This window comes from Amycolatopsis sp. NPDC051106, assembly GCF_040682775.1.
In the GTDB taxonomy this organism is placed as follows: Bacteria; Actinomycetota; Actinomycetes; order Mycobacteriales; family Pseudonocardiaceae; genus Amycolatopsis.
The window spans coordinates 1-25,364 of record NZ_JBFBBQ010000085.1 but is presented as its reverse complement, the minus strand read 5'-3'; the positions used below and the strand labels follow the sequence as shown (position 1 = coordinate 25,364).

The 25,364-nt window shown below is 71.2% G+C and carries 24 protein-coding genes; 17 read left to right on the top strand and 7 right to left on the bottom strand.

Annotated elements, in window-relative coordinates; translation table 11 throughout:
* Positions 1 to 532: 532 nt before the first annotated feature.
* Positions 533 to 1,768: an ROK family transcriptional regulator gene (locus AB0M83_RS39205; protein ID WP_364525318.1), complete on the bottom strand. Its 1,236-nt coding sequence runs from the start codon at positions 1,766 to 1,768 to the stop codon at positions 533 to 535.
* Between the two features lie 132 nt (positions 1,769 to 1,900).
* Between AB0M83_RS39205 and AB0M83_RS39200 the strand changes: the two genes are divergently transcribed.
* The 8 genes from AB0M83_RS39200 (at position 1,901) to AB0M83_RS39165 (ending at position 11,470) form a co-directional block, all read left to right on the top strand.
* Positions 1,901 to 3,130, top strand: coding sequence for an ROK family transcriptional regulator (locus tag AB0M83_RS39200; protein WP_364525316.1), 1,230 nt, complete (start codon positions 1,901 to 1,903; stop codon positions 3,128 to 3,130).
* A 206-nt stretch (positions 3,131 to 3,336) separates the two neighbouring features.
* A complete protein-coding gene (locus AB0M83_RS39195) occupies positions 3,337 to 5,007 on the top strand; it encodes an ABC transporter substrate-binding protein (RefSeq protein ID WP_364525314.1) in 1,671 nt (556 codons plus the stop codon).
* 192 nt (positions 5,008 to 5,199) lie between these two features.
* Positions 5,200 to 6,207, top strand: a complete 1,008-nt coding sequence (locus AB0M83_RS39190) for an ABC transporter ATP-binding protein (protein WP_364525312.1) — start codon at positions 5,200 to 5,202, stop codon at positions 6,205 to 6,207.
* Positions 6,204 to 7,184, top strand: coding sequence for an ABC transporter permease (locus AB0M83_RS39185; RefSeq protein WP_364525310.1), 981 nt, complete (start codon positions 6,204 to 6,206; stop codon positions 7,182 to 7,184). The genes AB0M83_RS39190 and AB0M83_RS39185 overlap by 4 nt, the downstream gene beginning before the upstream one ends.
* A gap of 1 nt (position 7,185) precedes the next feature.
* Entirely contained in the window at positions 7,186 to 8,178 is a 993-nt protein-coding gene (locus AB0M83_RS39180) for an ABC transporter permease (protein ID WP_329054887.1), read from the top strand.
* Positions 8,175 to 9,182, top strand: coding sequence for an ABC transporter ATP-binding protein (locus tag AB0M83_RS39175; protein WP_364525308.1), 1,008 nt, complete (start codon positions 8,175 to 8,177; stop codon positions 9,180 to 9,182). The genes AB0M83_RS39180 and AB0M83_RS39175 overlap by 4 nt, the downstream gene beginning before the upstream one ends.
* A gap of 41 nt (positions 9,183 to 9,223) precedes the next feature.
* Positions 9,224 to 10,627 (top strand): GH1 family beta-glucosidase, encoded by a 1,404-nt coding sequence (locus AB0M83_RS39170; protein ID WP_364525306.1) that lies wholly within the window; start codon positions 9,224 to 9,226, stop codon positions 10,625 to 10,627.
* Positions 10,628 to 10,750: 123 nt separating this feature from the next.
* Positions 10,751 to 11,470: a DUF2306 domain-containing protein gene (locus AB0M83_RS39165; RefSeq protein ID WP_364525304.1), complete on the top strand. Its 720-nt coding sequence runs from the start codon at positions 10,751 to 10,753 to the stop codon at positions 11,468 to 11,470.
* Here AB0M83_RS39165 and AB0M83_RS39160 read toward each other — a convergent pair.
* Positions 11,415 to 12,581 carry an acyl-CoA dehydrogenase family protein gene (locus tag AB0M83_RS39160; protein WP_364525302.1) on the bottom strand — a complete coding sequence of 389 codons (1,167 nt, stop codon included), beginning with the start codon at positions 12,579 to 12,581 and terminating at the stop codon, positions 11,415 to 11,417. The genes AB0M83_RS39165 and AB0M83_RS39160 overlap by 56 nt on opposite strands.
* Positions 12,578 to 14,920 (bottom strand): bifunctional salicylyl-CoA 5-hydroxylase/oxidoreductase, encoded by a 2,343-nt coding sequence (locus AB0M83_RS39155; RefSeq protein ID WP_364525300.1) that lies wholly within the window; start codon positions 14,918 to 14,920, stop codon positions 12,578 to 12,580. Before AB0M83_RS39155 ends, AB0M83_RS39160 begins: the two co-directional genes overlap by 4 nt.
* Before the next feature lie 67 nt (positions 14,921 to 14,987).
* Between AB0M83_RS39155 and AB0M83_RS39150 the strand changes: the two genes are divergently transcribed.
* Positions 14,988 to 15,383: a RidA family protein gene (locus AB0M83_RS39150; protein ID WP_364525298.1), complete on the top strand. Its 396-nt coding sequence runs from the start codon at positions 14,988 to 14,990 to the stop codon at positions 15,381 to 15,383.
* On the opposite strand, the gene AB0M83_RS39145 is transcribed toward AB0M83_RS39150, so the two are convergent.
* Entirely contained in the window at positions 15,370 to 16,212 is an 843-nt protein-coding gene (locus tag AB0M83_RS39145; protein ID WP_364525296.1) for a PaaX family transcriptional regulator C-terminal domain-containing protein, read from the bottom strand. The two genes, AB0M83_RS39150 and AB0M83_RS39145, sit on opposite strands and share 14 nt — an antisense overlap.
* Positions 16,213 to 16,307: 95 nt before the next feature.
* The gene (locus AB0M83_RS39140) at positions 16,308 to 16,580 is read right to left on the bottom strand and encodes a DUF2510 domain-containing protein (protein WP_364525294.1); all 273 of its coding nucleotides are present in this window, start codon (positions 16,578 to 16,580) and stop codon (positions 16,308 to 16,310) included.
* A gap of 108 nt (positions 16,581 to 16,688) precedes the next feature.
* On the opposite strand from AB0M83_RS39140, the gene AB0M83_RS39135 reads away from it, so the two are divergent.
* From AB0M83_RS39135 to AB0M83_RS39125, 3 genes are read left to right on the top strand one after another with little or no spacing between them, the layout of a single operon-like run.
* The gene (locus tag AB0M83_RS39135; protein ID WP_364525292.1) at positions 16,689 to 17,363 is read left to right on the top strand and encodes a GNAT family N-acetyltransferase; all 675 of its coding nucleotides are present in this window, start codon (positions 16,689 to 16,691) and stop codon (positions 17,361 to 17,363) included.
* A 44-nt stretch (positions 17,364 to 17,407) separates the two neighbouring features.
* Positions 17,408 to 18,067 carry a hypothetical protein gene (locus AB0M83_RS39130; RefSeq protein ID WP_364525290.1) on the top strand — a complete coding sequence of 220 codons (660 nt, stop codon included), beginning with the start codon at positions 17,408 to 17,410 and terminating at the stop codon, positions 18,065 to 18,067.
* Positions 18,068 to 18,127: 60 nt separating this feature from the next.
* Positions 18,128 to 18,487 carry a PLDc N-terminal domain-containing protein gene (locus AB0M83_RS39125; protein WP_364525288.1) on the top strand — a complete coding sequence of 120 codons (360 nt, stop codon included), beginning with the start codon at positions 18,128 to 18,130 and terminating at the stop codon, positions 18,485 to 18,487.
* A 62-nt stretch (positions 18,488 to 18,549) separates the two neighbouring features.
* Here AB0M83_RS39125 and AB0M83_RS39120 read toward each other — a convergent pair whose 3' ends face one another.
* Positions 18,550 to 19,014 carry a MarR family winged helix-turn-helix transcriptional regulator gene (locus AB0M83_RS39120; protein ID WP_364525286.1) on the bottom strand — a complete coding sequence of 155 codons (465 nt, stop codon included), beginning with the start codon at positions 19,012 to 19,014 and terminating at the stop codon, positions 18,550 to 18,552.
* A gap of 104 nt (positions 19,015 to 19,118) precedes the next feature.
* Here AB0M83_RS39120 and AB0M83_RS39115 point away from each other — a divergent pair, with 104 nt between their 5' ends.
* The gene (locus tag AB0M83_RS39115) at positions 19,119 to 19,541 is read left to right on the top strand and encodes a nitroreductase family deazaflavin-dependent oxidoreductase (protein WP_364525284.1); all 423 of its coding nucleotides are present in this window, start codon (positions 19,119 to 19,121) and stop codon (positions 19,539 to 19,541) included.
* A 47-nt stretch (positions 19,542 to 19,588) separates the two neighbouring features.
* On the opposite strand, the gene AB0M83_RS39110 is transcribed toward AB0M83_RS39115, so the two are convergent.
* The gene (locus AB0M83_RS39110; RefSeq protein ID WP_364525282.1) at positions 19,589 to 20,866 is read right to left on the bottom strand and encodes an FAD-binding oxidoreductase; all 1,278 of its coding nucleotides are present in this window, start codon (positions 20,864 to 20,866) and stop codon (positions 19,589 to 19,591) included.
* 88 nt (positions 20,867 to 20,954) lie between these two features.
* On the opposite strand from AB0M83_RS39110, the gene AB0M83_RS39105 reads away from it, so the two are divergent.
* The 4 genes from AB0M83_RS39105 to AB0M83_RS39090 are packed head-to-tail and all read left to right on the top strand — an operon-like array spanning position 20,955 to position 25,288.
* On the top strand, positions 20,955 to 21,833 hold the full coding sequence (locus AB0M83_RS39105) for a LysR substrate-binding domain-containing protein (protein ID WP_364525280.1): 879 nt from the start codon (positions 20,955 to 20,957) through the stop codon (positions 21,831 to 21,833).
* Between the two features lie 32 nt (positions 21,834 to 21,865).
* Positions 21,866 to 22,663, top strand: coding sequence for an oxygenase MpaB family protein (locus AB0M83_RS39100; protein ID WP_364525278.1), 798 nt, complete (start codon positions 21,866 to 21,868; stop codon positions 22,661 to 22,663).
* A 49-nt stretch (positions 22,664 to 22,712) separates the two neighbouring features.
* Positions 22,713 to 24,290, top strand: coding sequence for a hypothetical protein (locus tag AB0M83_RS39095; protein WP_364525276.1), 1,578 nt, complete (start codon positions 22,713 to 22,715; stop codon positions 24,288 to 24,290).
* Between the two features lie 38 nt (positions 24,291 to 24,328).
* Positions 24,329 to 25,288, top strand: a complete 960-nt coding sequence (locus AB0M83_RS39090) for an ATP-dependent DNA ligase (RefSeq protein WP_364525274.1) — start codon at positions 24,329 to 24,331, stop codon at positions 25,286 to 25,288.
* Positions 25,289 to 25,364 lie beyond the last annotated feature (76 nt).

Genomic DNA, 25,364 nt, shown 5'->3' with positions numbered 1-25,364 from the left:
TCGAGGCTGTTGCGGCCAGCCTTCCGGCGCCCTAATGCTGGCGCGGCTAGCCTTTCGGCATCCCGATGCTGGCGCGGCGGCCCTTCCGGCACCCTCGAGGCTGTTGCGGCCAGCCTTCCGGCGCCCTAATGCTGGCGCGGCTAGCCTTTCGGCATCCCGATGCTGGCGCGGCGGCCCTTCCGGCACCCTGATGCTGGCGCGGCTAGCCTTCCGGCATCCCGATGCTGGCGCGGTGAACCTTCCGGCACCCTGACGCTGGCGCGGCCGGCCTTTCGGCACTCCGATGCTGGCGTGGCCAACCTTCCGGCACCCCGAAGCCCTCATTGTGACTACGGCCGGCAACACCGCGTCAAGGCGGGAAAGATGCCTTGACCCGGCGCTGCCGGCCGTGTTCTGGCTTCGGATCGGGGTGCGCGGGGGTCTGGGTCCTCGTCGGTGCTTGTTCTCGAGGTCGCTTGCCTGTGGCCGTGTGGTGAAAGCTGTCGCGTCGGTCGGGCTGGCGCAAAGCGCTCGATGGTCTGCTGTGAACTGCTCAGGCCGCGTCGGAGTCCGGGGCTCCCGGCTTCACGATCCTCGATGTCGCTCCCTGGTCCAGCAGGTCCGCCACCGGTAGCGTTGCCGCTCCTGTCGCCACCGCGTCCAGGCCCAGGGATCCCAGCTGGATCGATGTCTGGCTGAACGGGTGCCGCAGCGCGTGCTCGCCCGCCGCCTCGCGGATTCGGGGCAGCAGGAGCTCGCCCAACGCCAGCCCGGCCCACCCGCCGATCACTATGCGCTCCGGGTTGAACAAGTTGATCAGGTTCGCGATCCCCGCGCCGAGGTAGCCGGCCGTTTCGTCGAGGACCCGGGCCGCCGTCTTCGATTTCGAAAAAGCTTCCAGCAAGGCCGCGAACTGGGCCTGCTCGTCCTCGCCCGGGACCTCCTTGCCGCGCACCCGCCGGTACCGGGCCAGCACTCCGCCCGCGCCGATGTACGCCTCCAGGCACCCGCGGGCTCCGCAGCGGCAGTCGTTGCCGCCGTACGCGATCGTCGTGTGGCCCCACTCGCCCGCGCTGCTCGTCGACCCTCGGTACGTCGTCCCGTCCGTCACCACCGCCGCGCCCACGCCCGAGCCGATCAGCGCGATCACCGCGTGGCGGGCCCCCCGGCCGGCGCCGAACCACATCTCCGCCTGGCCCTGCGTCTTCGCGCCGTTGTCCACGAACAACGGCAGCCCCACGCCGGCCTCCCGCAGGAGCGAAACCAGCGGCACCGCGTCCCAGCCGACCGTCGGCGCGTGCACCAGCACCCGCGATCCCTGCTCGACCGTGCCCGGCACGCCGATGCCGACGCCCAGCACCGCCGAGTCGTCGATGCCCGCGCTCGCGAACACCTCCCGCAGCCCGGACGTCACCTGCTCGACCGCCGTCGCCGGGTCCGGGGCCTTCGGCAGCGGGTGCTCGACCGTCGCGAGGCGGTTCATCGCCAGGTCGAACAGCTCGACCTTGACGCCGGTCTCCCCGATGTCGACGCCCACGACGTGCCCGTACGCCGGGTCGACCCGCAGCAGCACGCGCGGCCGGCCGCCGTCCGACTCGACCTGGCCCGCTTCGGTGATGAGCCGTTCTTCGCCCAGTTCGGCGGTCACGTTGCTGACCGTGGCCGCGCTCAATCCGGTGAGCTGGCTGAGCTCGTGCCGCGACAGCGGGCCGTCGAAGTACAGTTTCGACAGCAGGAGGGAACGGTTGTGCCTCCGCAGGTCACGGACGGTGGTGCGCTTGCTCGCCATGGGCAACCCATCTGAACTCTTACCGGCTCACCGACAGAATGCCTGATCACCGTAAGTTGTGGCTATGTATTAAGTGGTGAACTAAGTCCCGAACCGATGGTCGCACGGACAGTCTCTGGCACAATCCCCCAGGTGACCCAGGTGGTACGCCAGACGACCCGTGACCTCCGGCGGCACAACCGCGCGGCGCTGCTGTCCTCCCTCTACCTCCGCGGTCCCGTCAGCAGGCTGGAACTAGTAGCTGAATCGGGACTTTCGGCCGCCACCGTTACGAACGTGGTCTCCGAGCTCATCGCGGACGGCGTCGTCGCGGAGGCCGGATCGGTCGAATCCGACGGCGGGCGGCCCCGGACGCTGCTGGCCGTGCGGCCGGACTTCGGGCACGTCGTGGGCGTCGACGTCAGCGAAACGCACGTCGAAGTCGGCCTGTTCGACTGCGCGCTCGGGACACTCGGGACGGTGCGCCACCCGCTGGTCGGCACCCGGCTGGACCCGGACGAAGTCGCCGGTCTGGTGCGCACCGGCATCGCGGAAGTGCTCGAAGGCGGCGAACCGGACGCGGTGTTCGGCGTCGGCATCGGCGTGCCCGGCGCGGTCCGCGACGGCGGGATCGTGCACGCGCCCACCCTCGGCTGGCGCGGCGTGGCCTTCGCCGACCTGATCCGCCCGCACGTCGAAGCGCTGTTCCCGGCCGGCGCCGGGCCGCGGGCCGCTCAGGTCATGCCGGTCCACCTCGACAACCGCGCCCGCACCCTCGGTCAGGTCGAGACCTGGCGCGGTGCCGGCCGGGGCGCCGAACGCGCCATCGTCGCCCTGCTCGGCGTCGGGGTCGGGGCGGCCGTCGCGACGGCCGGGCGCTCGCACCCGGACATCACGACCAGCGAGTGGGGCCACACCGTCGTCAAGGCGGCCGGCGCGGCCTGCCGGTGCGGCTCGCACGGCTGCCTGGAGGCCTACGTCGGTACCGAGGCGGTCGTCCGCCGCTACGCCGAGCGCGTCGGCAAAGAACCGGTCATCGGGGATGAAAGCGACACCGAGCTGGCTCGTATCGTCGCCGAGGCGGCCGTCGCGGGGCCGGCCGCCGACGTGCTCGCCGAGGCCGCCGAGTACCTCGGGATCGGCATCGCGAACCTGGTCAACCTGCTCAGCCCGGACCGGGTGGTGCTGTCCGGCTCCGCGGGGGCGATCATGGGACCGGCGATCCTGCCCGCGGTGCGCGACGCGGTCGGCCGGCACGCACTCGACTACCTGGCGGGGCGCACCGAGGTCGTCCTCGGCCGGCTCGGGCCGGAGGCGGTCGCGCTCGGCGCGGCCACCCTGCCCATCGCGCAACTGCTCGCCACGGGCGGCCGGACCGGCTGAAACCCTTGCGTCGCAAGGATTAGCGCCCCCAATAGGTCCAGACCGCCAGTTCTTTTATTACTTAAACTTAGGCACAAAACGTTACCGCCGTGTTATTGACGTGACCCGAGTCACCCGGGTTGACTTCTGGGCGTCGTTCGGTCGCCGGCGGTCGGGGCTCGCAACCAGTCGACATCAGGCACGTCGTCGATGACCAGGAGGAACCGATGCGAGTCAAGCGCTCCATCGTCGCAGCGCTAGTGGCAGTGATGGCCTTGGGTGGCCTGACCGCGTGCGGGAGCGGAAGCTCCGACGCAGGTCAGAGCAACCCGAACGCCGTGCTCAACGTCGGCAAGCCGGACGGCCCGCAGTCGGAGAACAACAACCCGTTCCTCGAGACGTCCGCCCTGTCCAACATGGGCTACCGGTGGATGATCTACGAGCCCCTGGTCATGCTCAACCGCGTCAAGCCGCAGGAGCCCGGCAAGCCGTGGCTGGCGACGAAGTGGGACTGGTCGGACAACTACAAGAAGCTCGTCCTGACCGTCCGTGACGGCGTCAAGTTCTCCGACGACCAGCCGATGACCGCCGAGGACGTCGCCTACACGTTCCAGCTGCTGCGCGACAACAAGGCGCTTAACGTCGACGCCGTGCCGTACAAGGACATCACCGCGGCCGGCAACCAGGTCACCCTGGGCTTCGAAAGCTCCCAGTTCGTCAACCAGCTCAAGATCCTGCAGACGCTGGTCGTCCCGAAGCACGCCTGGCAGTCCGTCAAGGACCCGGCGCTCGACACGGTGAAGAACCCGATCGGCACCGGCCCGTACACGCTCAAGTCGGCCACGCCGCAGACGATGATCGTCGTCCGGCGCGAAACCGGTTACTGGCAGGAAGCGCCGAAGGTCAAGGAGATCCGCTACACCTCCTACACCGACAACAACGCGCAGGTCGCGGCGCTGGTCAGCGGCGCGTCGGAGTGGAGCTTCGTCTTCATCCCGAACTACAAGGCCGTCTACACGAACAAGGACCCGCAGCACTACAAGCTGTGGTTCCCCGCGCAGCTGGCCGTCCACGGCCTGTGGTTCAACACCGAGAAGGCCCCCTGGAACGACCCGAAGCTGCGCCAGGCGATCAACAAGGTGATCAACCGCGACGACATCTTCAACCAGGGTGAAGCCGGCTACTTCTACCCGAAGAACGACCAGGTCACCGGCATCCCGACGCCGGCGGGCGACCCGTTCATCGCGCCGCAGTACAAGGGCCAGACGGTCAAGGTCGACGTGCCGGGCGCCAAGGCCCTGCTGACCGGTGCGGGTTACAAGTTCAACGGCGACAAGCTGGCCGACCCGAGCGGCAAGCCGGTCACGATCAAGCTCACCGTGCCGTCGGGCTGGTCGGACTACATCACCGACCTGGAGATCATCAAGGACAACCTGGCGCAGATCGGCATCACCGCGACGGTCGAGAAGATGAACCAGGACGCGTGGATCAAGTCGGTCGACACCGGTGACTTCGAAGGCCTGATGCACTGGACCAACGATGGTGCGACGCCGTACGACATGTACCGCGACGTCATGGACGGCACCCGCTACAAGCCGACGGGCCAGGGTGGCATCAACGGCAACTACGGCCGCTACAAGAACGACGAGGCGACCCAGGCCCTCGCGACCTACGCCAACGCCGAGGACGACGCCTCCCGCACCGCCGCCATGGCGACGCTGCAGAAGATCATGATCGAGCAGCAGCCGATGATCCCGACCTCGGCGGCGAACTCCGGCGGCGAGTACAGCACGAAGAACTGGGTCGGCTGGCCGGACGACGCCAACCCGTACGCCCCGGCGCAGCCCACGCTGCGCAACGCGCTCGACATCGTCCTGCACCTGAAGCCCGCGGCCTGACCTATGGCGGACTCTGTTGTGACGACCGATCACTCCCCCGGTCCCGAGGGGGACCGGGGGACGGAGTCCCCCGGCGGGGCTGCGGGGGTCCGACCCCCGCAGAACAGAGGCGGCCGCGGCGACGCGGCCGCCCCCGCCCCCTCCGACCCCGTCGCCGTCGGGTCGGAGGGGGGCCTCCCCACCTCGAGCGAGGTGGTCCTGGAGGCCGAGGGGCTGACCAAGCACTTCCCCGTCCGGCGCAAGGGCCGGGCCGCGCTGACCGGCCCGCGGCGCGCCGTCCAGGCCGTCGACGACGTGACCCTGGTACTGCGGCGGGGCCGCGTCACCGCGCTGGTCGGCGAGTCCGGTTCGGGCAAGTCGACGGTCGCCCGCCTGCTCGCGGGGCTCTACCCGCGCACCGGCGGGGACATCCGGCTGCACGGCGAGACCGTGCACATCCACCGCGGCCGGACGTTCCGGGCCTACGCCCGCCGGGTCCAGATGATCTTTCAGGACCCGTTCGCGTCGCTGAACCCCGTGCACACCGTGCGCTACCACCTGACGCGGGCGCTCAAGATCCACGGCCGGGCGGGCGACGACCTCGAGAAGTCGTTGCACGACCTGCTTTCCCGCGTGCAGATGACCCCGCCGGAGCGGTACATCGACAAGTTCCCGCACGAGCTGTCCGGCGGGCAGCGCCAGCGCGTCGCGATCGCGCGGGCGCTCGGTGCCGACCCGGAGGCGCTGCTGGCCGACGAGCCGGTGTCCATGTTGGACGTCTCGATCCGGCTCGGCGTGCTGAACCTGTTGCGGGACCTCAAGGAACGCCTGCACCTGGCGATCCTGTACATCACGCACGACATCGCGTCGGCGCGCTACTTCGCCGACGAGACGATGGTGATGTACGCGGGCCGGATGGTCGAGGGCGGCGACAGCGAGACCATCACGCAGAACCCGGCGCACCCGTACACGCGCCTGCTCATCGACTCCGCGCCCGACCCGGACCGGATCGCGGGCGGGGGTGACCCCGGCGCGGTGCCCGCCGAGCGCGGGGCCGGCGAGCCGCCGAGCCTGATCGACCCGCCGCCGGGCTGCCGGTTCCACCCTCGCTGCCCGGTCGCTCTTGCGCGGTGCAAGACCGACCTGCCGCCGCGGTTCGAGGTCGACGACGCGCCCGGCCACTGGGCCGCGTGCTGGCTGTACGACGGAGCCGCCCGATGAGGTTCCTGCTGCAACGGCTGGCCTTCTACGTCTTCACCGCGTGGGCCGCCGTCACCATCAACTTCTTCATCCCGCGGATGATCCCGGGCGACCCGGTGCAGTCGCTGATCGCCAAGAACCAGGGCATGATCAGCGCGGAAGCGATGGAGTCGCTGTATACCCTGTTCGGGCTGGACAAGAACGAAAGCCTGATCTCCCAGTACTTCGACTACTGGGGCCAGCTCTTCCGCGGCGACCTCGGGATCTCGTTCACGTTCTTCCCGTCGCCGGTCTCGGAGCTGATCGGCGACAGTCTGCCGTGGACGATCATCCTGGTCGGCATCACCACGGTCGTCGGCTTCGCGCTCGGCACCGGGCTCGGCGTGGTGGCCGGCTGGAAGCGCGGCTCGTGGGTCGACGGCCTGCTGCCGGTGACGACGTTCCTCTCCTCGATCCCGTACTTCTGGCTCGGCCTGATCGCGCTGGCGCTGCTGGCCGGCCCGGGCAGCTTCTTCCCGTCGTCCGGCGGGTACGACCCGGGCGTGGTGCCCGGCTGGGACGGCGGGTTCATCGGCAGTGCGATCCAGCACAGCCTGCTGCCCGCGCTGACCATCCTGATCAGCTCGATGGGCAGCTGGATCCTGGGCATGCGCAACATGATGGTCACCGTCGCGTCGGAGGACTACGTCACCGTCGCGCACGCCAAGGGCCTGCCCGAACGCCGGGTGATGGTCGGCTACGCCGCACGCAACGCGTTGCTGCCCAGTGTGTCCGGCTTCGCGCTGGCACTGGGGTTCATCGTCGGCGGCACGCTGCTGGTGGAGATCGTCTTCTCCTATCCCGGCGTGGGTTACCAGCTGTTCCAGGCGGTCGGTTCGCAGGACTACCCGCTGATGCAGGGCATCTTCCTGATCATCACGCTGTCGGTGCTGGTGGCGAACCTGTTCGCCGACGTCGCCTACCTCGCGCTCGACCCGCGCACCCGGAAGGAGGGCTGACATGGCCGTACCCGCGGCGGACGTCAAAGCCGCCCAAGCCCTCCCCGTCGACGCGATCGCCGGGCGGGCCAAGCGGCGCCGGTTCCGGTTCCTCACCGGCGGCAAAGCGGTCACCGGCCTGAGCGTGCTCGTGTTCTTCGTCGTGATCGCGGTCATCGGCGAGTGGATCGCGCCGTACGACCCGTCGGCGCGCAGCAACGACCTGCTGGAGGGGCCGTCGGGCCGGCACTGGTTCGGCACCACCCACCTCGGCCAGGACATCTTCAGCCAGGTCGTGGTCGGCACGCGCAGCGTCATGCTCGTCGGGCTGACCGCCGGGATCGTGGCGACGATCCTCGCCGTGCTCGTCGGCGTGACGTCCGGCTACCTCGGCGGGACACCGGGCGAAGGACTCTCCGCACTGTCCAATGTGTTCCTGGTGATCCCGGCGCTGCCGCTGATCATCATCATCGGCAGCGCGGTGCCCACCGGCGGCGACTACCTGGTGGCCGTCATCATCGGCTTCACGTCGTGGGCGTGGGGCGCGCGAGTCCTTCGCGCGCAGACACTTTCGTTGCGCGGCCGGGAATACGTCGAAGCCGCCCGGGCGACCGGCGAGTCGACGTGGCGGATCATCTTCTTCGAGATCCTGCCGAACCTGACCGCGGTGATCGCGTCCAGCTTCGTCGGCACGGTGATCTTCGCGGTGATGTCGGAGATCACGCTCGCGTTCGTCGGCGTCTCGGGACTGTCCAACTGGAACTGGGGCACGATCCTGTTCTGGGCGCAGAGCCAGCAGGCCCTCGCACAGGGCGCGTGGTGGTGGTTCGTGCCGGCCGGGCTGGCGATCGCGATCCTCGGCACCGCGTTGTCCCTGCTCAACTTCGGCATCGACGAGTTCGTCAGCCCGCGGCTGCGCGGCAGCGGCAAGGCGCGCGTCAAGGGCGCCGACGGACGGACGCATCGCATGCGCGTGGGCTTCACGCCCGTGCTCGGGCGGGAGGAGCAGCCATGATGGACCCGGTCCTGGAGATCAAGGGCCTGGACGTCGACTACGGCGTCGGCGACGAGGCCGTGCGCGCGGTCCGGGACGTGCACCTGACGCTGCACCGCGGCGAAGTCCTCGGCCTGGCCGGGGAAAGCGGCAGCGGCAAGTCCACGTTGGCCTACGGGCTGACGCGGCTGCTCGCGCCGCCGGGCGTGATCCGCGGCGGCCAGGTCATCTACCACCCCGCCGACGGCGAGCCGTACGACGTCCTGAAGCTGACGGACAAGCAGCTGCGCGACTTCCGGTGGGCGGAGACGTCCATCGTGTTCCAGGGCGCGATGAACTCGCTGAACCCGGTGCACAAGGTCGTCACGCAGCTCGTCGACGTCATCAAGGCGCACGAGCCGCGCTCGACGAAGGCCGGCCGCCACGCGCGGGCGAAAGACCTGCTCAAGCTGGTCGGGATTTCGGCCGACCGCTTGGATGCGTACCCGCACCAGCTCTCCGGCGGCATGCGCCAGCGCGTGATGATCGCGATGGCGCTGGCGCTCGAACCGCGGGTGGTCATCATGGACGAGCCGACCACCGCGCTGGACGTCGTGATGCAGCGCCAGATCCTCGGGCAGCTCGTGGAACTGCGCGAACGGCTGGGCTTCTCGGTCCTGTTCATCACGCACGACCTTTCGCTGCTGGTGGAGTTCTCGGACCGGATCGCGATCATGTACGGCGGCCGGATCGTCGAGCAGGCGCCGGCGTCCGACCTCTACCGGGACGCGCTGCACCCGTACAGCCACGGCCTGCTGAACTCGTTCCCGGCCTTGCGCGGTCCGCGCCGCGAGCTGGCCGGGATCCCGGGTTCGCCGCCGGACACGCGCGGGATGCCGGCCGGCTGCGCGTTCCACCCGCGGTGTCCCAAGGCCTTCGAGCCGTGCGACTCGAAGGTGCCCTTGCTGGGCCTGCCCGGCGGAGACCCTTCCCGCGAAGTGGCCTGCTTCCTGCATCCCGCTGTCGCCGGCACTGTGGCCCCCTGAACGCCGTCTGTCCTATCCGGTCCACCTGGAGGAGACCCGCCTTGACCGAGACCACTGCCGCGACCGCCGAACAGCAGGCGCTGATCGACACGCTGCCGCCGGACTTCCGCTGGGGCGTGGCGACCGCCGCGTACCAGATCGAAGGCGCGATCGCGGAAGACGGGCGCACTCCGTCCATTTGGGACACGTTCTGCCAGGTTCCCTGGGCGATCGACAACAACGACACCGGTGAAGTGGCGTGCGACCACTACCACCGGATGCCCGCGGACATCGGCCTGGTGGACGAGCTCGGCGCGGACACCTACCGGTTTTCCGTTGCCTGGCCCCGGGTCCAGCCGCGCGGGCGCGGCGGCGTCAACGAGGCGGGCATCGGGTTCTACGACCGGCTGGTCGACGAGACGCTCGGCCGCGGGATCGCGCCGTGGCTGACGCTGTACCACTGGGACCTGCCGCAGGAGCTGGAGGACGCGGGCGGCTGGCCGGCGCGCGACACGGCGTACCGGTTCGCGGACTACGCGATGCTGGTGTTCGACCGGCTCAAGGACCGCGTGCGCCACTGGACCACGTTGAACGAGCCGTGGTGCTCGGCGATGCACGGGTACGTCCACGGCGTGATGGCGCCGGGCCGCCGTGACTACACGGCCGGGCTGCACGCGGTGCACCACCTGCTGCTGGGCCACGGCCTGGCGACGCAGCGGATGCGCGAGGCCGCGCCGCCGGACACGGAGTTCGGCATCACCCTCAACATGTGCACGGCCGACCCGGCGACGGACTCTCCCGAAGACGTCCGCGCCGCGCGGCAGGCCGACGGTCTCGGCGTCCGGATCTACCTGGACCCGCTGGTGCGCGGCGAGTACCCGGCCGACGTGGTCGAGGACCTGGCCGCGCGCGGCGTCAAGCTGCCGGTCCAGGACGGCGACCTGGCGGTGATTTCGACGCCGCTGGACTTCCTCGGCGTGAACTACTACTTCGGCCAGCAGTTCTCGGGCGTGGACGAGACCGGCCGCGCGGTCGACGACGAAGGCGTCCCGGCGTCCCGGACGGTCCCGTTCGGCGAGCCGACGACGGCGATGGGCTGGGAGATCCTGCCGGACAAGTTCACCGAGCTGCTGACCCGGCTGGGGCGGGACTACCCGGGCTTGCCGATGTACATCACGGAGAACGGCTCGGCGTTCGACGACGACCCGGACTCGGACGGCTTCGTCCGCGACGAGCAGCGCACGGCGTACCTGGCCTCGCACATCGCGGCGGTGGCGGCGGCGCGCAACGCGGGGGCCGATGTACGCGGGTACTTCGCGTGGTCCCTTTTGGACAACTTCGAATGGGCGTACGGGTACGCGAAGCGGTTCGGCTTGATCCGGGTGGACTACGAGACGCAACAGCGCACGATCAAGCAGAGCGGCTACTTCTACCGCGACACGGTGCGGCGGGTCCGCGGCAGCTGAGGCGTCACCCGGTCGGGGGTGGGGTACGCCCCACCCCCGCGCCGGTGGCCGGCACCATGGTTGTCAACCCCTGAGCACCCCTAACGTCGGACGGGCAAGATCCCGAGACGACGGAGGGGAATCATGGCGGTCCGGACCGAGCCCAGGCCCATCCCGAGCACGACGACCACGGCGAAGAAGGCTTGGTGGCGGCGGCCGTGGATCGGCCCGCTCGCCCTGCTCGTGCTCGCCTTCCTCGCCTTCTCGCTGCCGCCCTACCTCGCCCTCGACCCGGCTCAGTCGCGGGTGCCGCAGCCTGACGGGTTCCCCGCGCACTACTGGTTCCTCGTCGGGCACGTCATCTTCGGCTCGGTCGCGATGATCGGCGCCGTCCTGCAGATCTGGCCGTGGCTGCGACGGACCCACCCGGTGGTCCACCGCTACGCCGGCCGCGCGTACGTCTTCGCCGGCGTCCTGCCTTCCGCGCTGATGGCCCTGACGATCGGGTCGCAGAGCCCGTTCGGCCCGGTGACCCGTGTCAGCGACGTGCTCGCCGCCGTCCTGTGGGTCGGGTGCACCATCGCCGGCTGGCGGGCGGTGCGCGAGCGCCGCTTCGGCGACCACCGCAAGTGGATGATCCGCAGCGTGACGCTGACCTTCTCGATCATCGTCAACCGGGTGATCTCGCCGATCGCGATGATCGTGCTGGAACCGCAGATCCCGACCACCTTCGGCGGCAGCGAGCTCGCCTACAGCCAGAGCGTCGGGGCGATCTCCTCCTGGGGCGGGCTGTTCTTCGCACTGATCGTCAGCCAGCTGATCCTGGAACGGCGTACCGCGAAGAAGCCAGCCAGCGTGCGATGATCGTCCGCTGGATCTCCGACGCGCCTTCGTAGATGCGGGGTGCCCGGACTTCGCGGTAGAGGTGCTCGAGCAGGTGCCCGCGGCGCAAGGCGCGGGCACCGTGCAGCTGGACCGCGGAGTCGACGACGAACTGCGCGGCCTCGGTCGCGAACAGCTTCGCCATCGCCGCGCGGCCGCCGAGGTTCTGCTCGCCCGCGTCGTACGCGCCCGCGGCCGCGTAGACCAGGAGCCGGGCCGCTTCCGTGCGGGTGGCCATCTCGGCGAGCGCGTGCGCCACCGCCTGCTGCTTGATCAGCGGGCCACCAAAGGCTTCCCGCGCACCCGTGTGGTCCACAGTGGCGTCGAGTGCCGCCTGGGCCATGCCGACGGCGAACGCGCCGACGCTCGGGCGGAACAGGTCGAGCGTCCGCATCGCCACCGCGAACCCGCGGTTTTCCTCGCCGAGCAGTTCCTCGCGCCGGACCTCGACGCCGTCGAACGTCAGCGTGCCGATGGGGTGCGGGCTCACCAGGTCGAGGTGCTCGCCGCCGAGTCCCGGGCGGTCGGCGGGGACGACGAACGCGCTGACGCCGCGAGAGCCGGCGCCGGGAGTGGTGCGCGCGAACACCGTGTAGAAGTCGGCCTCCGGCGCGTTCGAGATCCACATCTTCTCGCCCGTCAGCCGCCAGCCGTCGCCGTCGGGTTCCGCCGCCAGGGAGAGCGCGGCCGCGTCCGAACCGGCGTCCGGCTCGGTGAGCGCGAACGCCGCCACCGCGTCGCCCGCCGCGACGGCGGGCAGCCACTTCGCGACCTGAGCGTCCTGTCCGGACTGGAGGACGGGGTAACTTCCCAAGCCCTGCAACGCCAGCGCCGTCTCGGCCTCGGTGTTCACCGTGGCGAGGTTCTCCCGCAGGATGCACAGCTCGGTCGCGGCCGCCTGGCGCGACGGCTTTCCTTCGGCGACGCCGGGGAAGAGCCGCGCCAGCAGGCCGAGCGCGCCCATCTCCTTGAGCAGCGGCCGGTTCACCGCACCCTCCACACCGGACTCGGCGAGCGGGCGCAGCCGGTCCTCGGCCAGTCGCCGGACGTCGGCCGCGAAGGCCTGCTGAGCGGGGTCGAGGGTGAAAGTCATGACGGAGCTCCCGGGCGCCAGCGGGCATGGGCGGTACCGGCCGGGCCCGACCGGACGAGGTCGAGCCGCGGCTCGGGGCCGTCGGTGCGGCCGGACTGCGGCTTCCGGCTGCCGGCGGCGAACGGCTTCGGCCACGGCATCGCGTAACCCTGTTCGGCCGCCGCGTGCAGCGTCCACTGTGGATCGTAGAGATGCGTGCGGCCCAGCGCGCAGAGGTCCGCGCGGCCGGCGAGGATCAGCGAGTTGACGTCGTCGTAGGAGGAGATCGCGCCGACCGCGATCACCGCGATGCCGTACTCCTCGCCGATCTCGTTGCGGATCCGGTCCGCGTACGGCGTCTGGTAGCTGCGGCCGTACTGCGGCTTCTCGTCGCAGACGACCTGGCCGGTCGAGACGTCGATGCCCGCGGCGCCGTGGGCGGCGAACGCGCGGGCGATCTCGACCGCGTCGTCGGCGTCGATGCCGCCGTCCGCCCAGTCGGTCGCCGAGATCCGGACGGTCATCGGCCGCTCGGCGGGCCAGGCGGCGCGCACCGCGTCGAAGACTTCCAGCGGGAACCGCAGCCGGTTCTCCAGCGAACCGCCGTAGCCGTCACGCCGCCGGTTGGTCAGCGGTGAGAGGAACGACGACAGCAGGTAGCCGTGCGCGCAATGCAGTTCGAGGACGTCGAACCCGGCGCGGGCGGCCGCGCGAGCGCACGCGACGAAGTCGTCGCGAATCGCCGTCATGTCCGAAGTGGACAGTTCGCGGGGGACCTGGTTGCGGTCGGAGTAGGGCAGCGCGGACGGAGCGCAGACTTCCCAGTTGCCCGCGGGGAGCGGCTCGTCGATGCCCTCCCACATGAGCTTCGTCGAACCCTTGCGCCCGGAGTGTCCCAATTGGACACCGATGCGCGCGGGGGACTGCGCGTGCACGAAATCGACGATCCGCTTCCAGGCGGCTTCCTGTTCCGCGGTGTACAACCCGCCGCAGCCGGGCGTGATCCGGCCTTCGGGGGAGACGCAGACCATCTCGGTCATCACCAGCCCGGCGCCACCCAGGGCCTTGCTGCCCAGGTGCACCAGGTGGAAGTCGTCGGGCACGCCGTCGACCGCCGAGTACATGTCCATCGGCGACACGACGATCCGGTTGGCCAGCTCCAGCCCGCCGAGCCAGTAGGGCTGGAACATCGGCGGCCGCGACGTCGTGCCGAGCGACCGCGCGAACCAGTGGTCCAGCTCGGTCGCGAACTCGGGATCGCGCAGGCGGAGGTTGTCGTAGGTGACCCGGCGGCTGCGCGTGAGGATGTTGAACGCGAACTGCGGCGGCTCCTGGTGGGCGTACTGCGCGATGTTCTCGAACCACTCGAGGCTCGCCTGCGCCGCGCGCTGCGTCGACTGGACGACCGGGCGCCGTTCCAGCTCGTACGCCTTGAGCGCCTCGGCGACACCGTCGTTTTCGTGCAGGCAGGCGGCCAGCGCGAGCGCGTCCTCCATCGCCAGCTTCGTGCCGGAGCCGATCGAGAAGTGCGCGGTGTGCGCGGCGTCGCCGAGGAGCACGACGTTGCCGTGCACCCACGTCTCGCAGCGCACGGTGCCGAACGAGACCCACTTCGAGTTGTTCGCCATGATCTCGTGGCCGCCGAGGACGTCGGCGCACAGTTCCCGGATCAGCGCGATGGACTTCTCGTCGCTCTCGCCCGGCTTGAGCGCGGTCGACGCGACGGGCCCGAACGTCCGCTGCCAGACGTCCTCCTGCACCTCGAGGATGAACGTGCTGCCGTCGCGGCCGTAGGGGTAGCCGTGGATCTGCATGATCCCGGCCGGCGTCTCGAGGACGTAGAACTTGAACGCGTCGAACACGAGGTCCGTGCCCAGCCAGATGTAGCGGCACCGGCGTGTCTCGACGCTCGGCCGGAACGTCTCGGCGTACTTCGCGCGGATCGCGGAGTTGACGCCGTCCGCGGCGACGACCAGGTCGTACCCCGAGAGGTCCGCCGGGGCCTCTTCGCGGAAGTGGAGGTCGACGCCCAGCTCGGCGCAGCGGCTCTGGAGGATGCCGAGCAGGCGCCGTCGGCTCATCGCCGCGAAGCCGTGGCCGCCCGAGGTGGTGACCGTGCCGCGGTAGTGGACGTCGATGTCGTCCCAGCGGGCGAACTCGGCGCGCATCGCTTCGTGCACCGCGGCGTCGGCGTGCTCGATGCCGCCGAGCGTCTCGTCGGAGAACACGACACCGAAGCCGAACGTGTCGTCCGGCGCGTTCCGCTCCCAGACGGTGATTTCGTGAGTGTGACCGAGCTGCTTCGCCAGCGCGGCGAAGTACAGACCCGCCGGGCCGCCACCGATGACCGCGATACGCACGCCGTCCAGGGTATGTCGTCACCTCTACGACCGTCAATAAGGCGAAAGATGGCGTACGGTGTCCCGCATGGAACGCATCAACCCGCCGGAGCTGGGCAAGCCGTCCGGGTTCTCGCACGCGGTGGTGGCCGAGGGGCGCGTCGTCTTCCTCGCCGGGCAGACGGCGCTGGACGCGTCGAACAAGATCGTCGGCGACGGCGTCGTCGAGCAGTTCGAGCGCGCGCTCGGCAACCTGCTGACGTCCCTGCGTGCGGCGGGCGGTGCGCCGGAAGACCTCTGCAGCGTGACGGTCTACATCGTCGACATGGCGGACTACCGGGCCCACGCGCGCGAGATCGGCGCGGTGTGGAAGCGGCTCGCGGGCACGGAGTACCCGGCGATGGCCGGCATCGGCGTCTCCCGGCTGTGGGACGAAGAGGCCCTCGTCGAGGTGCAGGGCTTCGCGGTCGTCAGCCGAAGTTGATCGACTTCGCCACGAACGCGCGGGCCGGGTCCTCGAGCTGTGCGTGCAGTTCGAAGAACAGGTCGGCCGCGCGGATCCCCGACCAGTCCGGGGGCAGGAACTCCGCGGGCAGGCCGGGGTCGAGGTAGGGCATCCGCCGCCAGCCGGTCAGCACACGGACGTAGTCGGCGAAGGCCTGCTCGTCGGTCACGGACTTGCGGCGCAGCGCGGGGCCGTGCTCGTCGAGGAACGTCGTGTACAGCTCGTCGAGCCGGTCGAGGTCCCACCAGTCGCGGACCTTCGCGCGGACGTCGCCGAAGGCCAGGTGATCGGCGCGGAACAGGTCGGCGTACCCGGCCAGGCCGAGCCGGGTCAGCGCCTCGGCGGTCGCGGCGTGCAGGTGGGCCGGGGCGATCCAGACGCCGGAGGCGGCGGTGCCGAAGCCCATCCGGGCGAGCTGGGTGCGCAGGAGGTGGCGCTTGTGCCGCTCGGTCTCCGGCACCGAGAACACGGCGAGCAGCCAGCCGTCGGCCGCGGTCGCGCGCCCGCGCCGGAAGATCCGCTCGTCGCCCTCGCGCAGGATCTCGCGCGCGTCGTCGGAGAGCTCGTAGCCGGCCGTCGCGCCGCGGCGCACCGCTTCGAGGATCCCGCGCCGCTTCAACCGGGAGATCGACGAGCGCACGGCGGGCTCGTCGACCCCGACGGCGGCCAGCAGGTCGATCAGCGAAGCGACCGAGAGCCAGCCGCCCTCGGTGCGCGAATAGAGGCCGTACACCGTCACGATGAGCTGGCGAGGCTGGGCCGCACGGCCGGAGCCGTCCAGTTCGGTTGCCTCGGGTACGGCCGTCATCGGGCCACAATAACGCCTCCCGTGCCGATCGCTCCGCTACGATTTCGCCGCGATGCCGCCCGAGGTGCGGGTTACGGGAGCGGTTGGCCGGGCTGCTAGCTCGACGGCTTGACGTGCTCGGTCCACCGGGTGCCGTCCCACCACTGCGTCACGCCGTCCCGGGTCGGCGACGGGTACCAGCCGGCGGGCGGTCCGGTGGGCGCGGGCGCAGCGGTGGGCGCCGCGGCCTGCTCCTTGAGCGCCTGCTGCTGGAGCCGCGTCTGCGCCTGCAGTTCGCGCAGCGACTTCTTGGCGACGCGCTGCTTCTTGCTGTTGCCGCGCACGACACCGGCGGTGCTGATCATGAGGGTCTTCCGGATGAGGCCCACGTGGTGCCCACCTTTCCGTCGGGAGTTCTCGCAGGAGTCGCGGATCTTGAACGCCGCGTTACGCGTTCGCCGGTTCGCGGCCGATCGCTGAGCTACGATTCCGCCGCGATGCCACCAGCCACCAAAGGGATCTTCGACCGGCTCACCCGCCGCGGCCGCCTGATGACCAAGCGGACCTGCGACCGGCAGGGTCACGTGCTGCGTGCGGGGCGGTTCCTGTTCCGGACGCCGACCGCGTGGGAGTACGCCGCCGCGGTGGCCTGCGGTAGCGACCCGGCCGCTCAGCGGTGGCTCGGCTGGCAGCCGGACTCGATCGTCGCCCGGGGGGCGCGGGCGGACGCTCTGCGCGTCGTGCCCGGGACCGGGCCGGACTGGGTGTCGCCCGATCCGCAGTCGATCGACCTGGTGATGATCGACGTCGAGGCCAACCGGTGCGTCGGCCTGGTGAGCGTGCACACCGGCGAGGACGGCGGCCCGGAGACCGGCGGCTACCTCGCGCCGGACTACCGCGGCCGCGGCAACGGCCGGGTGCTCTTCGGGGCCGGGCTGACGCTGGCGCACGAGCACCTCGGCCTGCCTCGGGTGCGGGCCGGCGCCGAGGTCGGCAACGTCGCGAGCGCGCGTTCGCTGCTGGCCGCCGGCCTCGCCCGCGTCGCCGGGCCGCCGACGTACCGGCTGCCGGACGGCCGCGTCACCGAGGCGTGGTGGTTCCAGCACGCCGTCCCGCGGAGCACGCGCTGTGGCGGCCCGCAGGCGACGTGGTTCCCGGCGTCGCTGCTCTGATCACTTCGGCCGCCGCCGACGTTTCCCGTGGCTACCTTCGCCGCATGACTTCGCTCTCCGCTCCGGTTCCCCCGGTGCCCACCGACGTTCCGCCGGGAAGCGTCGCCTGGTTGCGTGCTTCGGTCGCCCGCTTCAGCAACGGTCCCGACCACGCCCGGCGGCGATCGCTGGCCGTGTCCGAGTTGGCTCCGGTCGAGCCGGAAGTGCTGCGGCGCAAGGCTTTCGAGGCGGCCGGTGGCGACCCCCGCCTGGTCGTCGCCGGGGTGCTGGCGGGGGAGCTGGGCCTGCCGGTGGCGGCGTCGGACGTCGTGGCGGTCGCGGCCGCCTACCACCCGCACGTGACGCCGTCCGCGGAAGCCGAGGCCGCGCTCGGGCGGCTGGTCACGGCGTGCGGTGGGACCACCGGCGAACGCGCCGCCGCGCGGATCGGCCTGCTGATCCAGGCCTGCGAAGCCACCGCCGGGCTGATCCGCACCGCGGTTCCGTTGGTGCGGGCGGGAAAGCCGCCCGAGGAGGCGGTGGCGGAAGTGCTGCGCGCGGACCCGCCGGTGCCGCACACCCGGCGCCGGGTGGACGGCGAGGACGTCCTGGTGCCGCTGGCCGGGACGCCGTTCGGCGCGGGCCCGCGCGAGTGCCCGGGGCCGGCGCACGCGATCGCGCTGGCGACCGGCGTGCTCGCGGCGCTGCGGGCGACCCGCGACTGAACGGCGGCCGGGTTCTGCTACTACTTACCGCGTTCATCTTCTTGGGGGAAGGCGCGGGAAATGCTGTACTTCGACGGTCTGCTCGGCATCGTCACGCTCGGGTTGTGGATCTTCTGCCTGGTCGACGTGATCACGACGGACGACTCGTCCTGCCGCAACCTGCCGAAGGGGCTGTGGCTGCTCGTCGTGCTGGTGCTGCCGCTGGTGGGGTCGATCATCTGGCTGGTCGCGGGACGGCCGCAGCAGGTGACGCGGGCGCGCGCCCCGTTCGAGCGGAACGCGCCGGCGTACCCGGAGTACGACCGCCCGGGCCGGTTCGCGGCCGGCAGCCCGGACGACGACGAAGAGTTCCTGCGCAAGTGCCGCGAACGCGCGGAGGCGCAGCGGAAGCTGGCCCGGGACAAGCGCACCGAGGACTGACGTTCCCAGCGCCCCAATGTGGCCTTCGGTGCGTCCAACGCAACCAAGGCCACATTGGGGCGCTAGCAGACGGGGCCCTCGCAGGTGCCGTGTTCGTAGGCCTCCAGCGTCGAGATCACCAGCCTGCGCTCGGCCGGGGTCAACGGCGCCAGCGCGTTGCTCCACGCCTGCGCGCCGCGGGCCAGCCACGCGTCGACCGCCGGGCGTCGTTCCGGCGTGATGCTCACGATCGTGCGGCGGCGGTCCGCCGGGTCCTCGGCGCGGTTCAGCACGCCCTGACGGCTCAGGTCGCCGACCATCAGGCTCGCCGTCGTCGGGGCGACCTCCAGGCGCCCCGCCAGTTCGGTGACCGTCATCGGGCCGTCGAACAGCAGGATCGACAGCAGGGACAGGTGCCGCGGCGCGAGCGCGCAGCCGTCCAGCTCTTCGGGGACCGGTGTGCGCTTCGCGCGGCCGACCAGGCGTGGCATCAGCAGCAGGAGCCGGCGCACGCCGTCCTCGAGACTCAACCCGGCCTCCGTTGACACCGCCTGCCTCCCCTCGGTAGCTTTGTTTGCAAAGCAAACGCTTCTCTGGCTTCCGAGCCTACCTCGGGCCACGAACGAGCGTACCGGCCAGAACAGGGGAATCCATGACAGCGCCAGCCGACATGAACGACTTCAACAACAAGGTCGTCGAGGAGTTCCGGGCCAACGAAGGCAAGGTCAGCGGCTTCTTCGAGGGCAAGAACGTGCTCCTGCTCACCACGATCGGCGCGAAGAGCGGCGCGGAGCGCCTGTCGCCGCTGGTCTACACCCGCGACGGCGAGCGCCTCGTCGTCGCCGCGTCCATGGGCGGCGCGCCGAAGAACCCGGCCTGGTTCCACAACCTCGTCGCCAACCCGAAGGTCACCGTCGAGGTCGGCACCGAGAAGTTCGAGGCCACGGCCACCGTGATCGAAGACCGCGCCGAGCGCGACCGCCTCTACGCGGGCATGGTCGCCCACGCCGAGGGCTTCGCCGAGTACGAGACGAAGACCACGCGGGTCATCCCGATCGTCGTCCTCGAGCGCTGACGTCCCGTCCCGCCGGCCGCACCGGAGCGCGGCCGGCGGGAACCGGGTCAGCCGAACCGCCCTGCCGGGTCGTACTTCGCCTTCAGCTGCTTCAGCCGGGCGACGTCCGCGGCCGGGAAAGCCGTCGCCAGCTCCGCGGCGGAGTGCTCTCCGTAGAGGAACGGCAGCAGCCGGCCCGTCGACCACGGCGCCAGCGCGTCGAACAGCTTCGCGTGCGCGCGGCGGATCGGGTCCACGCCGTCCTCGACCACCGACAGCGCCCGCACCACGAACTCGGCCGCCGAATCCCAGCCGACGCCGTCGCCTCGCCGGCGCGCGAGTTCGCCGCCGAGACGGTCGATGATCAGCACCGTCTCCACCGGCGCGCCCGGGCCGGCGTGCTCGACGATCGACGTCAGCATCGCGTCGTTCAGCGCCGCCACCGTCGCGTTCGTCCCGTGGTAGGGGTGCGGGTGCGGCGGGTCGCTCGCGATCGACCCCGAATACGTGTACGGCAACCGTTTCAGCGTGTCCAGCAGCACCGGCGCGGCGGCCCGCAGCGGCGCCACCACCGAGTCGCCGTCGTCGCCGAGGTAGGCGATCCGCACGTTCGCGACGTGCTTCCCGCGGATCGGCTCCGGCAGGAACGGCAGGTCGGGCAGCGGGACCACGGCGATTGACGTCGTCAGCTCGTCGGGCGCGGTCATCGCCCACGTCCGCCACGCGCGCAGCACCGCCGGCAGGTCCGCCGCGTCGAAGTACAGCCCGCCGCCGTACAGCTCGGTCACCGGGACCAGGCCGAACTCCAGCGCCGTCACGACGCCGAAACCGGCGCGGCCGCCGAGCAGGGCCCAGAACAGCTCCGATCCCGGCGCCACCGTACGGAGCTCCCCGTCCGGAGTGACGACGTCGATCGCGCGCACGTGGTCGGCCGCGCGCCCGAACCGCCGCGCCATCAGCCCGAAGCCACCGCTGAGCGTGTAGCCCACGACGCCGACGTCGGGCGACGAGCCGCTCAGCGGGGCCAGCCCGTGCTTCGCGGCGGCTTCGATCACCGCGCCCCAGCGGACGCCGGCGGCGACCCGTGCGGTCTTCGCGACGGCGTCGATTTCGACGTCGGTCATGCGGCGCGTGCTGATCAGCAGGCCGCCGGTGCCGGCGGTCAGGCCGTGCCCGGTGGCCTGGACGGAGACCGGCAGGTCGTGCTCGGCGGCGTAGCGCACCGCGGCGACGACGTCCTCGGCGCTCTCGGCCGCGACGACCACCGCGGGCTGGGTGGCGACGGACGTCTGGAAGCCGGCGACCTCTTCGGCGTACCCGTCCTGACCAGGGCGAAGGGTGTGCATTTCCTGGCTCCTTTCGTTGTCTCCAGCTTCGGGCCGCGTCGATCAGAAGTCCAAGATCTGATTTGTCTGTCCACTAGAATCAGTGCTTATGGAACTGCACCAGCTCGCGTACTTCGTCGCGGTCGCCGAGGAAGGCAACTTCACGCGCGCGGCGGAACGGCTGCACGTCGCCCAGCCCGGCGTGAGCGCGCAGGTCAAGCGGCTCGAGCGCGAGCTGGGGCAGGAGCTCCTCGACCGATCGGGCCGCACGGTCCGGCTCACCGACGTCGGCGCCGCCGCGTTGCCCCACGCGCGGGCGGCGCTGGCGGCGGTGCAGGGCGTGCGCGAGGCCGTCGACGAGCTGGCCGGGCTGGTCCGCGGCCAGGTCGCGATCGGCGCGGTGACGTCGGCGGGCCCGGTGAAGCTGCCGGACCTGCTCGCCCGCTTCCACGAGCGCTACCCGGCGGTCGAAATCACGCTGTCCGAGGCCAACTCGGACACGATGCTGGCGGCCCTGCGCGAAGGCCGGCTCGACCTGGCGGTGGTCGGGTTGTCGACCGATCCGCCGCCCGGCATCGCGACGCAGGTGCTGATCGACGAGCCGTTCGTGGCGGTGACTTCGGGGCTCCTGGCCGATCGCGCGGAGGTCGTGATCGCGGATCTGGCCGGGCTGCCGCTGATGGCGCTGCCGAAGGGGACGGGCCTGCGCACGGCGTTGGACGCCGCCTTCGCCCGCGAAGGGCTGACGCCGCGGATCGCGTTCGAGGCGGCCGACCCGAACGTCCTGGTACAGCTGGCGATGCGGGATCTGGGGGTGGCGGTGGTGCCGGAGTCGCTGGGCCGCTACCACGAGGGGGAGCTGCGGGTCGTCACGATCGCGGGGCCCGGGTTGCGGGGCGTGCTGGCGCTGGCGTGGCGCACCGACGGTCCGCTGAGTCCGGCGGCCCGGGCGTTGATCGCGTTCGCCCGGAGCAGCTACCGCTCTTGACTCATCGTCAACAGTGTCGTTCCCTGAAGAGCGTGACCGAAACCGCGCTCCGGGACGCCGTCGTCGGGGCGGGACTGCTGGCCGGCACCGCCAACGTGATCATGCAGCTGTCCCGCGCGCCCGTCGGGTACGGCGTGCTCGAAAGCAAGGTCGACAGCGGCAACGTCTTCCGCCACCCCCTCAAGCGGACGCGGACCACCCTGACCTACCTCGCCGTCGCGTCGATGGGCACCGACGCCGAACGCGCCGCCTACCGCCGCGGCGTCAACCGGGCCCACTCCCAAGTGCACTCGAGCGCCGAAAGCCCGGTCGCCTACAACGCCTTCGACACGGATCTGCAGCTGTGGGTCGCGGCCTGCCTGTACAAGGGCTTCGAAGACGTCTACCTGGCGTTCGTCGGCGGCGAGCCGGCCACGTTCTACCGGGACGCCGCCCGGCTCGGCACCACACTGCAGGTCCGCCCGGAGATGTGGCCGGCCGACCGCGCCGCCTTCGAGGAGTACTGGACCGCCGGGGTCGCCGCGACCGGCATCGACGACACCGTCCGCCGCTACCTCACCGACCTCGTCGACCTGCGGTTCCTGCCGCCGCCGGCGGCCGCGCTCGGCCGGCGGTTCAGCCGGTTCGTCACCACCGGGTTCCTGCCGCAGCACTTCCGCGACGAGATGCGCCTGCCCTGGACGGCCGCGGACCAGCGCCGGTTCGAGACGTTCCTCGCGGCGGTCGGCCGGGTGACGCGCGTGCTGCCCGGCCCGCTGCGGCGCTTCCCCTACAACCTCTGCCTCTGGGACCTGCGCCGGCGGCTGCGGGCCGGGCGTCCGCTGGTCTGACGCACCCCGGTTACAGTGTCGGGTCGGCACAGCCACCCGAGGGGATTCCATGACGGCGATCGAGACCGACGTCGAGCCCACCGAGACCGCGCCGGTCGGGACCACCCGTCGCGCACCGCTGATCGTGGTGTCCGCGGCGCTGGTGGCCGTCTTCCTGGTCGGCGCCCGGGCCGCCTGGTTCCTCACCATCGACGACGCGTTCATCAGCTTCCGCTACTCGGCGAACCTCGCGGCCGGGCACGGCCCGGTGTGGAACGTCGACGGACCGCGCGTCGAGGGCTTCACGAACTTCGCGTGGGTCGTCTGGTCCGGGCTCGGCGCGTGGCTGGGGCTGGCGCTGCCGCTGTTCGCCAAGGTGACGTCGCTGCTGCTCGGCCTGGGGACGCTGTACCTGCTGGTCCGCGAAGGCCATCGTCGTGCCGGGCTCACCGGCGTCCTCGTCGGGGCCGGCGCGTACGTCGTGTTCCTGCCGACCTACTTCCACATCACCGCCGGGCTGGAGACGGCCGCGTTCGCCGCGGTGCTGCTGCGCGTCGTCGTGCTCGGGCTGCGCGTGCTCGCGAACGAGCGGGTGCGGACGTGGGAACCGCCGGTGCTGCTGCTCCTGCTCGGGATGCTCCGGCCGGAAGGCGTGCTGGCCGCGCTGCCGGTCTTCGCGCTGTGGTTCTGGCGCGAGCGTGGCCGTGTTTCGGCTCGCTGGTGGACTCTGGGCGCGGCTGTTGTCGGCGCCGCCTACTTCGTGTGGCGATGGCGGTTCTACGGCCAGCTGCTGCCGAACACCTTCTACGTCAAGTTCGGCAACCTCGACTCCGGCTGGATCTGGACCAAGCACACGACGCTGCTGCTCCTTCCGCTCCTGCTGCTGACGCTTTCGCTCGTGTTCCGCAAGGCGACGCGGGCGGTGGGCGCGCTCCTGGTGATCACCGTCGGGGTCACGTACCTGACGTACGCGGTGTCGGGTCCGACCATGGACTACCTCGACCGCTTCGCCGACCACGCGATCCCCGTCCTCTGCCTCGGGGCCGGAATCGCCGTCGGGACGCTGACCCAGCGCGTCGTGGGCGTCGTGCTCGGGCTGGTCGCCGTCGGTTGGTCGGCCGTCGCCGGCGCGACCGCGCCCGACCTCGGCGTTATCGCGAACTACGGCCCCGACCTGCAGCGCGCGCACGTCGCGATCGGCCAGGGGCTGGCCGAGGCGGACGTCCCGGTGCCGGCCCGCAGCCTCGCCGTCACCGACGCCGGTGCGATGCCGTACTACAGCGGCTGGACGTCGATCGACTACATCGGCCTCAACGACGCGGCGATCGCCCGCGGCGCGGACCCGACGCAGGTCGTCATGCAGGCACGGCCGACCGTGATCGTCGTGACCGCGAACGGCCCCGAGCCGGCGGGCAAGCGGTACGGCTTCGACTTCGCCAGGGCGACGGCGGGCTACGAGAAGGTGGCGGCGGTCGAGATGCGGGCCGGGTACTGGCAGGACGTCTACGCGCTGCCGCAGTACGCGCCGACGATCGGCGAGCACGTCCGGCAGCGCGCCGACGCGGCCCGGCAGGTCAACGACCCGGCGCGGACCGACGACACCGTCGGCCGCTGGCTCGACCGGCTCCGCACGCAGCTGCCATTTTGAGAGTTGACCGCTTCGCGCGCGGGCGCGAAGGTGGGCCGATGAGCAGCGACGAGGTACGTCACGGCGTCAAGCTGAGCAGTCTCGACCAGGAGGTCTTCCCCGGCGCCGGGGTGACCAAGCGGGAGTGGCTCGACTACCTCGAAGCCGTCGCCGACCGGATGCTCCCCGAACTGCGCGACCGGCTGCTGACGGTGCTGCGGGTCCTGCGCGGGCAGGGCCCGTTCATGCAGAAGAACCTGCCGAAGTACACCCCGGACTGGGTCGAGCGGGTCTCCGTGTGGGCCGAGGCGTCCAAACGGGACGTTTCGTACGCGCTGTGCAACGACCTGCGCACGCTCATCTGGTTCGGCAACCAGCGGGCGATCGAGTTCCACACGTCGCTCTACCGCGGCGACCCCGGAAACGGCCCGACGCACCTGATCCTCGACCTGGACCCGCCCGCCGACGGGCCGTTCTCCCTGGCCATCGGGGCCGCGGGACTGGTGCGCGAAGCACTGCGCGCGGACGGGCTCGACGGCGCGGTGAAGACCAGCGGTTCCAAGGGCGTCCACGTCTTCGTGCCGCTGGCGCCGGGCCAGTCGACCGAGGACATCGCGGCGGCGACGCGGGCGGTCGCGGCCCGGGCCGAGCGCGTCGACCCGTCGCTCGGGACGACGGAGTTCGTCAAGGACCGCCGCGAGGGCAAGGTGTTCCTGGATTCGACCCGCGCGGGCGGCGCGACGGTGGTGTCGGTGTACAGCCCGCGTCACCGGCCGGGCGCGCCGGTGTCGTTCCCCGTCCGGTGGGCCGACCTGGACGGGGTCAAGCCGGGGGATTTCACCGTGCAGACGGCGGTGGAACTGCTCGGCGACGGCGCCGACGCCTGGACCGAGGAGATGCCCGAGCCGTTCGTGCTGCCGGAGGACCTGGTGGCGGAGGGGCACACGATCCCGATCGCCCGGGTCGTGGCGATGCACGAGGGCAAGCGCCGGGCCCGCGCGGCCCGCGAGTCCGGCTAGGGACCAGCGCCCCAATGTGGCCTTCGGTGCGTCCGACGCACCGAAGGCCGCCTTGGGTGCGTCAGACGCAACCAAG